This window comes from Micromonospora chalcea (assembly GCF_002926165.1).
Taxonomy (GTDB): domain Bacteria; phylum Actinomycetota; class Actinomycetes; order Mycobacteriales; family Micromonosporaceae; genus Micromonospora; species Micromonospora chalcea.
In genome coordinates this window covers 1-9,047 of sequence record NZ_MAGP01000038.1, presented here as the reverse complement: position 1 = coordinate 9,047, position 9,047 = coordinate 1, and the positions used below count along the sequence as shown (strand labels likewise).

Sequence of the window (9,047 nt, the reverse complement as noted above, 5' to 3'; positions counted from 1 at the left end):
CGCCGACGGCTCGGGCCGCTTCCTGCGTCCGGTCTGGTCGTTCAGTGTCGCGGTCATCACGGCACCCTCCTCACCAGGCACAACGCCCGGCAGGTCAGGCCGGAAACACCCTTAGATCCACACTCCCGAGCGGAGCACTGCGGTGGCGGTCTGGTCGCGCTGGCCGGGGCGACGGAACATCGGTTGGATGCTCACGTCCTCGGCCGGGCGCACGATCGCGTGGTCAGCGTCGTAACCGGCCTGGGCGAGGAGGTGTTGCCCGGCTGGGAGGGTGAGGGTCCAGGACGGCAGTTCGATGAGGTCGAGCCGGCAGCGCAGGTGCTCCGTCAGCGCCCGGCCCTTGCCGGTCCGCTGGTGCGTGGGGCGCACGGCCAGGAAGGCGAGATGGTAGTGCGCCGTGGTCGGTTGCCGGCTGTCCATGATGTCGTCCAGGAGACGGAAGCGCTCGGCGTGTGGGCCGGCGGCTGTGGCGAGGCGCGTGGCGTAGTCGGCCGGTGGTGGAACGGGCCCGTATTGGTGGAAGCAGACGGTGGCGGCGGTGAGGTCGCTGGTGACGTGGACGTCGCCGTAGAGCATGGCGTGTTCGACCCAGATGGCGACGACGTCGGCCAAGACTCGGCCTCGTTGTTCCTGGTCGGGTATCAGCCAGGCGGCGATGGAAGTGGGTTGGAGGGCCTCGGCGATCACCGTGGCGACGATGTCCTGTTCGCGCCACCGCGCGGCCCGGATGTGGTGCGGCACCTCGTGCCCTGCCTTTCTCTTGCTGCCTTTGTCGTCGTGCTGGTTGGGGTGGCCGGCGGTCGTGGACGGGAGAGCCGCTGTCGCCGGCCACGAGGGCCCCGCCCCGCTGAGCCTTCCCTCTGGCACGTCGGCTGGCCGGGTTGTCACCGCAGGCGGGTCACGGCTGCGGCGGTGGTAGGTGAGGTGGGCGTTTCGGTGTTGCGGGTGCGGGTGTGGGCGAGCAGGAGGGTGTAGGAGTGCAGGCCGGGTCGGCGTCCGCGGTTGATCCATTCGGTCGCGGCGAGCAGGTCGCCGGTGTCCGGGTGGATGAGCAGCGTCGAGGTGGATCCGTCGGCGACGATCTGGAAGGACATGCCGGTCCGGCCGGCGAGGTCGGTTGTCGTGCCTTTGTAGGTGAGGTGGGGGGCCGCTGCCAGGGCGCGCAGGGTCGTCGCTCGTTGCCGTGGGTTGAGGTGCTGGCTGGTGGCCAGTTCGACGATGCCGCTGGTCAGGATCCTGGGGTAGGCGGGCTCGTCGGCCAGCGCGGGCGGCGCGAGCAGTCGGATCAGCTCGCGGGGATTGGCGGGGATGTCCCCGGGGAGGTGGGGGTGCAGGTCACCGATGCCGTGGTGCAGTGTGTGCGGTACGGCCCGGCTGAACTCCTGGCGCTCCTGCGGTGTGGGCTGGTGGTTGAGGCCGTGCAGGTCCGGTGCCCGGCGGATGATTTCTCGGCCGGAGCCGTCCGCGTCGTGCCGCCAGCGCCGTACGTCGGTGCGGACGATCGTGGTGCTCGCGCGTGTCCAGCTCTGCAGGTGCAGGTAGGTGTAGGGCAGTCCGCCGGTGGTGTCGGCGGGGGCGGTGCTGATGGTATCGGCGAGCAGGTTCAGGCGCTGCTGGGCGGTGAGCCCTGCGGCGGTGGCGGCTGCAGCTGGTGTGCTGGCGGGGCGCGGTGCGGCGGACCCGGTGCCGGCCGGTCGTGGATCGGCATGGCAGGCGGTGAGCAGAACGAGGACGAGGCTGCCGCCGAGGAGCGCGGCACGTTGCCGGCGGGCCTTGAGGGTCAGGTGGGTCATGCTTGTCGTGCCTTATCTGCGGCGCGGGCGTGGATGACCCGGCGTTCGTAGGAGCCCAGGAGTACGCGGGGGTCGGTCATGAGGTCGGCGAACCGGTCCGCGTTGGTGATGTTCAGGCGGGGACGCAGGTGAGTGATGACGTCGGCGAGGAGCCGGCAGCCGGGGTCGGCGCCAGTCCAGGTCTCGGTGGTGGTATGGATGCAGTGCTGCACCATGCCATGGCTGAACAGCAGGGTTTCGGGGTCGGCGGTCCAGGTCGCGCCATGCGGGCCGGTGAGGGCGCGGTGGGCCTGCTGCAGGACGGTGTGGATGAGGGTGGCGGACTCGTCGTCGGGCGCCCGGTAGATCCGGGGGGCGGTGGTGGTGATGTCGGCGAGGACGAGCCGGCCGCCCGGGCGCAGCCGGGTGGTCATCTGCGCGATCAGGTCCGCGGGGTCGCGCAGGGTGCCGTGGGGCCAGCGGGCGAGGATGTGGTCGTAGCCGGCGGCGTGGCCGGGCACCGGGTCACGGTTCAGGTCCAGCTGGTGGACGTTGATGACGGCGGTGTCGGTGAGGTGGCCGGTGTCGGCGTCGACGGCGGTGACGGACCCGTAGCGGCCGACGAGCCGGGCCAGGAGGGTGGTGCTCTCCTCGCTGGCGCCGACGTCCAGCACCCGCTGGTTGGTGCGGATGTCGAGTCGGTCCAGGACCGTGTGAATGCTCGGGTTCAGCAGTAGGTGTATCGGCCCGGCGTGGGCCGGCAGCGTGGTTGTCATGGCGGTGCTCCGGATGTCGGCGTGGCGGGTGATGCCGGTGGCGTCGGGTGCTGGTGCTGCCTTACTGGGAGCCGGTGATGCTGGTGGCGGCTGGGCTGATCCGTTCGACGAGCTGTGCGGCTGCCGCGATCACCTCGCGCTGGTGGGGCAGGAAGGGCTCGGCGGTGTACCCGGCGACGACGGCGGCGAGGGGGTCGGTGACGTGGGTGGTGGTGCCGGTGAGTTCTTCGAGGAATGCCAGGGCGCAGTAGGGGGTGTAGAAGGGGCTGTAGCCGCCTTCGTGGGCGGCGATGAGCCGGCCGTGGCAGAGCTGGTCGGCGGCGCTGACGAGCAGGCGGGTCATCTCTCGGTAGGAGGCGGCGGTGAGCATCTGCCGGGCGAGGGGGTCGAAGACGTTGGCGTCGAAGCCGTTGGCGAGCAGGATCAGGTCGGGGGCGAAGCGGTCCAGTGCCGGGAGGACGACCTGGTGGATGGCGTTGAGGTAGGCGGCGTGGCCGCTGCCTGGTGGTAGGGGCACGTTGAGGGCGTAGCCGGTGCCGTCGCCGGTGCCGTTTTCGTGGGTCCATCCGGAGTCGGGTGGGAAGCAGCCGGCTTGGTGCAGGCTGATGGTGAGCACGCTCGGGTCGTCGTTGAAGATGGCCTGGGTGCCGTTGCCGTGGTGGGCGTCCCAGTCCACGACCGCGACGCGTGCGAGCCCGAGTTCGGCTTGGGCGTGGCGGGCGGCGACGGCGATGTTGTTGAACAGGCAGAAACCCATTCCCTGGTTGGCGGTGGCGTGATGGCCGGGTGGGCGGACCAGGGCGTAGCCGTTGGTGATGTCGCCGTGGGCGGCGGCGGTGACGAGTTCGATCAGCCCGCCGGCGGCGAGGCGGGCGATGTCGTAGCTGCCGTGCCCGACCGGTGAGAAGCCGTCTCCGGCGTCGCCTCCCCCGCCGCGTAGGTCGCTTTGGGTCTTGATGTGCTGGACGTAGGCGGGGGTGTGCACGCGTGTCAGTTCGGCGACGGTGGCCCGCCGGGGCTCGATGACCATCAGCTCGCCCAGCAGTCCGCAGGCGTGGATCAGCTCGTGGACGCGTCGCTTCGCGTCGGGGTTCTCGACGTGCACGGCGGGTTGGACGCCGGCGGTCGGGTCGGCGGGTAGCAGGCCGGCGCTGGTGCCGGTGTCGTGCCACAGGTACTCGGGATGGAAGACGTATCCGGTGGTCATGATGGTTGCCTTTCGTCGGTGGGGTGGCTGGTGCTGGTGTGGTCAGCGCGCGTGGGAGCTGGCGGGAGATGCTGTTGCCGGTCTCGGTCGCGGGATCGGCCGGATTCGCGGGCGGGTGTCGGCGATGTCGGCGACGAAGGCGTCGACCTGGCCGGGGGTGATGCCGGGCATGCAGATGAGGTGGCTGGTGTCGCCGTCGGTGGCCAGGAGCCACTTTCGGCGTACGTGCTCGGGTGGGGTGGGCAGGACGACGGTGAAGGCGTGCGGGTGCCGCCAGGCGGGCCAGCCGACGGCGTTGAGCCGCTCGACGGTGTAGGCGGCCAGCCGGCGGGCTTCGCTGGCCCGCCACCGGTGCCCCTCCCGTCCGTGAACGGCGATGGCATGCCACAACAGCGCGGCCGACAGGCCGCAGCGGGAGCCGGTGATGGTGGTGTCCGCCGTGGCGGTGTAGGCCACCCGGGAACCGGCGGCGCGTAGGTGATCGCGGATGAGCACGATGCCGCACGGCGTCGGTGTGCCGAAGAACTTGTGGCCACTGATCGCGACGCTGCCGATGCCGCTGGCGTCATCGAGGGACAGCCGTCCGTCGAGGGCCAGGGGGATGCCGGACAGGGCCGCGTCGACGTGCAGATGCCCGCCTGCGTGATGCTCGTCGAGGACCGCGCGGATGCGGCTGGTGTCGTCGACCGCCTCGGTCATGGTGGTGCCGGCGGTCGCGACGACGATCGCCGGGAAGCGGCGCCGCCGGTGGAGCTGCTCGGCGAGGTGCGCGTAGTCCATCTCCCCATCGGGACGCGCGTGGACCAGGATGCCGTGCGCGCCGAGCAGGCGCACCACCTTGGCCACGGAGTAGTGGGCGGCGGCTGAGTAGTAGATCCGTGCCGTCGGTTTCCACCGGTGCGCGGCGTGCAGGGCGGACAGGGTGCCTTCCGTGCCGCCCGTGGTGACGTAGCCCCACCGGTCGTCTGCGGGCATGGCGAGCAGGTCGGCTGTCCACGTGATGACCGCGCGTTCCAGCGCCCGGGTGTGCGCGATTCCGCCCTCGTCGGCGGGGTCGCCGATGTTGTTCCACAGCCTGCCGCCGAGGCGGGTCATGACCTCCGTGTGGTCGAGGTCCACAGCGCCGGGGAACCCGATGCTCGTCGCCGCCGTGGCGTCGGCTGCGCGAACGAGGTGGTCAAGCACGGCCGTGATGTCGATCGGCGCGCGGCTCAGGTCCGCGGCGGCGGCCAGTCTCAGGGTGTGGGTCACGCCGGCCGTCCGCCGTGCAGGTGGGAGGTGAGGGTGTGGTGGAGCATGCCGAGTCGTCGCCACAGCTCGCGGGTGGCGTCGTCGCCCTGCTCGGTGAGGTTGGCGTGCGGGTTGTGCCAGTAGGCGGGCCGGTCCGGGTCGAGGGTCTTGGTGCAGCGGATCCCGTCGACGCCGATGCGGGCCTGGGGGTCACGGTCCAGGTGCAGGGCGGTGCCGTCGGTCAGCAGCACGTAGCACTGGCCCTTGAGGTCGAAGGCCGACAGGTACCGACCGCCGGATCCGTCCCGGAGGGTGCGGGCGACCTGCTGCCAGCGGCCCTGGTCGGAGTCGAGGGTGCTGACCCCGACGCCGACGTAGGTGGCGCCCGGCGGCGGACTCATGTCTCCGCCGTTGACCATCGAGGCGTCCGGCCCGAGCGGATGCCACCGCCGCCCGGCGGAGGCGGCGCGGACGATGTTGGTCCGGACCACCTCGGCTAGATCGGCCAGGAGCCGGGGCAGGTCCTCGGATTCCGGGGAGGCCAGCCACAGCCGGTAGGCGGTGTGCAGCAGGTAGCCGTGCGGCTCGGCCGGTGCCTCGGAGACGAAGAACAGCATCAGAGCGTGCGGGCCGAGCGCCTCACGGGTGTCGTGGCGCTGGTCCGCCTCGACCATGTGGCCGGTGTTGAGCCGCCTGCACCGGTAGGCGACCTGCACGCGCAGATCCGCCCACCGCCGCGCTTGTCCCGGCACCTCGTTCCCGTCGGGCGCAGGCTGGTCCGTGGGCATGTCCGGCGGGGGTACTGCCGCAGGCGGGGTTGGAGGGGCGGGGGGCGGCGGCGGCCGGTGGTGCTCCCCCGGCGCGTGGTAGCCGGGCGGCGTGCCGACAGCCGGGGCGCGCGGGCCCGGTGGCGCCGCCGGAGGGTGTTCCGGCCGCCAGCCGGGATGCAGGGGATCGACGCCGTAGCGCCCGCCAGGCCCGGTCATCGCCGTGTGAGTCCTCATCACTTGCGCCCCTTTGTCAGATGGAGACGGTGATGGCGTCGGGTACGGCATGGGTGGCCGGTGTGCCACGGCCGATACCGGCGTAGACCTCCGGACGGGACCGGCGCACCTGCCCGGCCCACAACCCGCCCACGACGGCCGTGGCGACGAGGATCGCGGGCAGCAGCAGCGGCGCCCGTGACCCCGGCGGGGCGCCGAGCAGGGAGTCCACGTTGCCGACCATCAAGGCCAGCACCACCACCCCGCCCGCCACACCGATCACGGGTGCGAGTCGCCATTCCCACACGCCGGCCTTCGGGCCTCGCAGGCCGGCCGGTGCTCGCACCGCCGCCACCGAGGCGGCCAGGAGCAGGCACAACAAGCCCATCGCGCCCAAGGCCGACAGCCAGGTGAACATCACCGCGACCGGGTCCGCGCCGGATGACGCGAACCCGCCCACCACCACGACGGCGATGCCGGTCTGCGTCAGGGAACCGCCGCGCGGCGCGCTGACGCGAGTCGCGCTGCCGGTCCTTGCGAGCCCGGCAGGCAGCACGCCTTCCCGGGCCATCGCGAACACATACCGGGCGATGACCGAATGGAAGGCCAGCATCGACGTGACGATCGCGCAGATCAGTACCGTCTGCGCGAGCGGTACCCACCAGCCGCCCAGGCGCTCCAGCACCGACAACGGCAGGCCCGCCGCAGGGTCGGCAGCCACGTCGGCGACGGATCGGGGACCAGCGGCGATGCCCATCGCCCACGCCGCTGCCGCATACACCCCGCCGAGGACGAGCACCGCGGCGATGGTGGCCCGGCCGACCGACCGGCGGTCGATGGCCTCTTCGACGAACGAGCCCGGCGCGTCGGTGCCCATGAACGCGGCCACGCAGAAGGCGACCGCACCGCCGATACCGCTGACCGCCAGGCTCGAGGCGTCGAAGCCTTCCCAGGACAACCCGCCGTCCGCCGGCTGCGCGAGACCGGCCAGCGTGAACGCGGTGACGATCAGCAGGGATACCGCCAGCACGGCGGCCAGCACGCGGGTCGACAGCACGATCGCCCGCACACCTACCACCCCGACCACGGCCACGGCGATGCCCGCCCACACCCACCACGCGCCGCCGAGCTGCCCGGCCATCGTCGCGCCGAACAACCCGAACAGGCTCGTCTGGATCGCGTTGTAGGCGATCAGGGCGACCAGCCCGGCGGCCACACCCCAGCTACGACCCAGACCGTGCGCCAGGATGCCGTAGTACGCCGCCGCGTGCCCCACCTGCCGGGCCATCGCCGTGTATCCGACCGCGAGCACCGCCACGACACCGGCCACCAGCACGAACACCAGCGGCAACGCCTCCACCCCCGTGGTCGCGTAGGTGGCGACGATGCCTCCTGCCAGCACCACCATCGGCGCCGACGCCGCCGCCCCGAACACCCACAACCCGAACGGAGTCAACGTCCGCCGGGCGAGGGCCACCTGCACGTGCGTCGACCTCACCGCTGCCCCCGATCCGGGGAGTCCGGACAGCGCGAGTGCTCCGGCACGTTGGGACAGCCGGGGCGGCGGCAGCCGTCCACCGGGTGACCGTCCACGTCGGCCGCGTTCGCGGCCACGACGTACACCGCCAACGGCCGTACCGGGCCGCCCCGCCAGTAGTCCTGGTCCCGACCGAGCCGCCGCTGCGCGACGCGAGCGTCCGACGCGAACCCGAACAAGTCGTGACTGCCGTCCGGCCACTCCCGCCTGATCGCGTACCCCCAGACGAACTCGCGCGACGTCACAGCTCCCGCGTCCGTGACGGCGGCGGCACCGCCAGGCGCAGCAGCGAGCCACGCCAACAGCCACCGGCCGGCATTCGGCCGTCGTAGCCGCATCGGGCAACGGGTCATAGCAGCCAGCATGAGAAACGCCTCCTTGCATCGAGGGGAAGGTGTATGCAAACGCCCCGCTGGCCGAAGGCCAGCAGCCATGCATCGAGGTGCCGAAACGGCTGTCAGGTCGTGTCGACCCGACCGAGAAGCGGCGGCGCCGCCGACGGCCCTGCGCCGGCAGAAGCCGCCGCGGCCCGGTGCAGCCGCACACGACGGGGCAGGCCGTCACGCCGCTCACCGCCGCGCCGCGGCCGGTACATCCGCCACAGCACCGGGCCACCGGACCCCAACAGCATCGGTGACCGCGGCAGGTAGCCGAGCCGGCCAAACAAGCTCTCACGAGGTTCGCTGCCCCACACCTGCGTGTACGCCGGCAGCCCTTCGGCATCCACCACCCGGTGACAGCTCGCCAGCAACGCCCTCGCCGCCGCGCCCTCCCCGGGACGGGCCGCGAACTGTGCCAGATAGTGATGCGGCGTACGCGGCACCACCGCGTGCAGCACCACGAATCGCGCCGCGAACGGGCCGAGCAACCGGCGCAGCTCACACCCCCACCCCGCACCGGCCGGCGGTGGCTCCAGCCGCGAAAACCACACCGCGACCGCGGCACGATCCTCGGTCGTGTCGACCCGGCCGTGCTGCACCGCATACATCAGTACGAACTCGGCATACCGACGCAGAGCCCTATCGCGCACGGCCGCGTCAGGCACCAGCCACGTACCCAACGATCCGGCCGACAGATTGTGAGCCAGAAGCGCGGCCAGCACGGGAACGTCGTCGCCGGTCGCGCAGAACACCGCCTCATCCGGAACCTGCAAGCCGAGTACCCGGCGAGCAGAATCGTCACGTCCGTTCGGCCGGTTGGGAACAGACTCCGCACCTCGTGCCAGCGGGACGTTCATGCTGTTGATCACCCTCGTCCGCACGTTGTATCGCGCCGCTGTCACCGTCACGAGGGCCGGTGTGATCGACAGGAGCAGTGGCATCCTGGCAATGGACACGGCTGACTCTCCCTCAGTAAGGCGACTCGGCTGACCGGTCGGTAACACCTCGGCGGTGCCGCTGACACCGGACACAGCGACTAAAGGCGAGTTCGGTCGGTGTCGGCCAGGTTCGGCGGCCGGTCCTGACAATCTGCCGACAACCGCGCGGCGACGACTGATGCGGGCAGGAATGTCAGAGAAATGTCGAAAGCCGATGGTGGCTC

The 9,047-nt window shown here is 71.6% G+C and carries 9 protein-coding genes; all 9 read right to left on the bottom strand.

The genetic code is table 11. The features are described 5' to 3' along the window. Positions 1 to 111: 111 nt before the first annotated feature. On the bottom strand, positions 112 to 741 hold the full coding sequence (locus tag BAW75_RS05245; protein WP_091424845.1) for a GNAT family N-acetyltransferase: 630 nt from the start codon (positions 739 to 741) through the stop codon (positions 112 to 114). A 143-nt stretch (positions 742 to 884) separates the two neighbouring features. Further along, complete coding sequence (locus BAW75_RS05240; protein ID WP_091424842.1) at positions 885 to 1,793, bottom strand: hypothetical protein; 909 nt, start codon at positions 1,791 to 1,793, stop codon at positions 885 to 887. Next, positions 1,790 to 2,548 carry a class I SAM-dependent methyltransferase gene (locus BAW75_RS05235; RefSeq protein WP_091424839.1) on the bottom strand — a complete coding sequence of 253 codons (759 nt, stop codon included), beginning with the start codon at positions 2,546 to 2,548 and terminating at the stop codon, positions 1,790 to 1,792. The genes BAW75_RS05240 and BAW75_RS05235 overlap by 4 nt, the downstream gene beginning before the upstream one ends. A 61-nt stretch (positions 2,549 to 2,609) precedes the next feature. Then, on the bottom strand, positions 2,610 to 3,755 hold the full coding sequence (locus BAW75_RS05230) for a class II histone deacetylase (protein WP_104112828.1): 1,146 nt from the start codon (positions 3,753 to 3,755) through the stop codon (positions 2,610 to 2,612). 42 nt (positions 3,756 to 3,797) lie between these two features. Beyond that, positions 3,798 to 5,006, bottom strand: a complete 1,209-nt coding sequence (locus BAW75_RS05225) for a histidine decarboxylase (RefSeq protein WP_091424831.1) — start codon at positions 5,004 to 5,006, stop codon at positions 3,798 to 3,800. Next, the gene (locus tag BAW75_RS05220) at positions 5,003 to 5,773 is read right to left on the bottom strand and encodes a hypothetical protein (RefSeq protein ID WP_244206016.1); all 771 of its coding nucleotides are present in this window, start codon (positions 5,771 to 5,773) and stop codon (positions 5,003 to 5,005) included. Before BAW75_RS05220 ends, BAW75_RS05225 begins: the two co-directional genes overlap by 4 nt. Positions 5,774 to 6,005: 232 nt before the next feature. Further along, positions 6,006 to 7,451 (bottom strand): APC family permease, encoded by a 1,446-nt coding sequence (locus BAW75_RS05215; RefSeq protein WP_104112827.1) that lies wholly within the window; start codon positions 7,449 to 7,451, stop codon positions 6,006 to 6,008. An 11-nt stretch (positions 7,452 to 7,462) separates the two neighbouring features. After that, the gene (locus tag BAW75_RS05210) at positions 7,463 to 7,750 is read right to left on the bottom strand and encodes a hypothetical protein (RefSeq protein WP_104112826.1); all 288 of its coding nucleotides are present in this window, start codon (positions 7,748 to 7,750) and stop codon (positions 7,463 to 7,465) included. A 212-nt stretch (positions 7,751 to 7,962) separates the two neighbouring features. Continuing rightward, positions 7,963 to 8,841, bottom strand: coding sequence for an N-acetyltransferase (locus BAW75_RS05205; RefSeq protein ID WP_208635191.1), 879 nt, complete (start codon positions 8,839 to 8,841; stop codon positions 7,963 to 7,965). Positions 8,842 to 9,047: the final 206 nt, after the last annotated feature.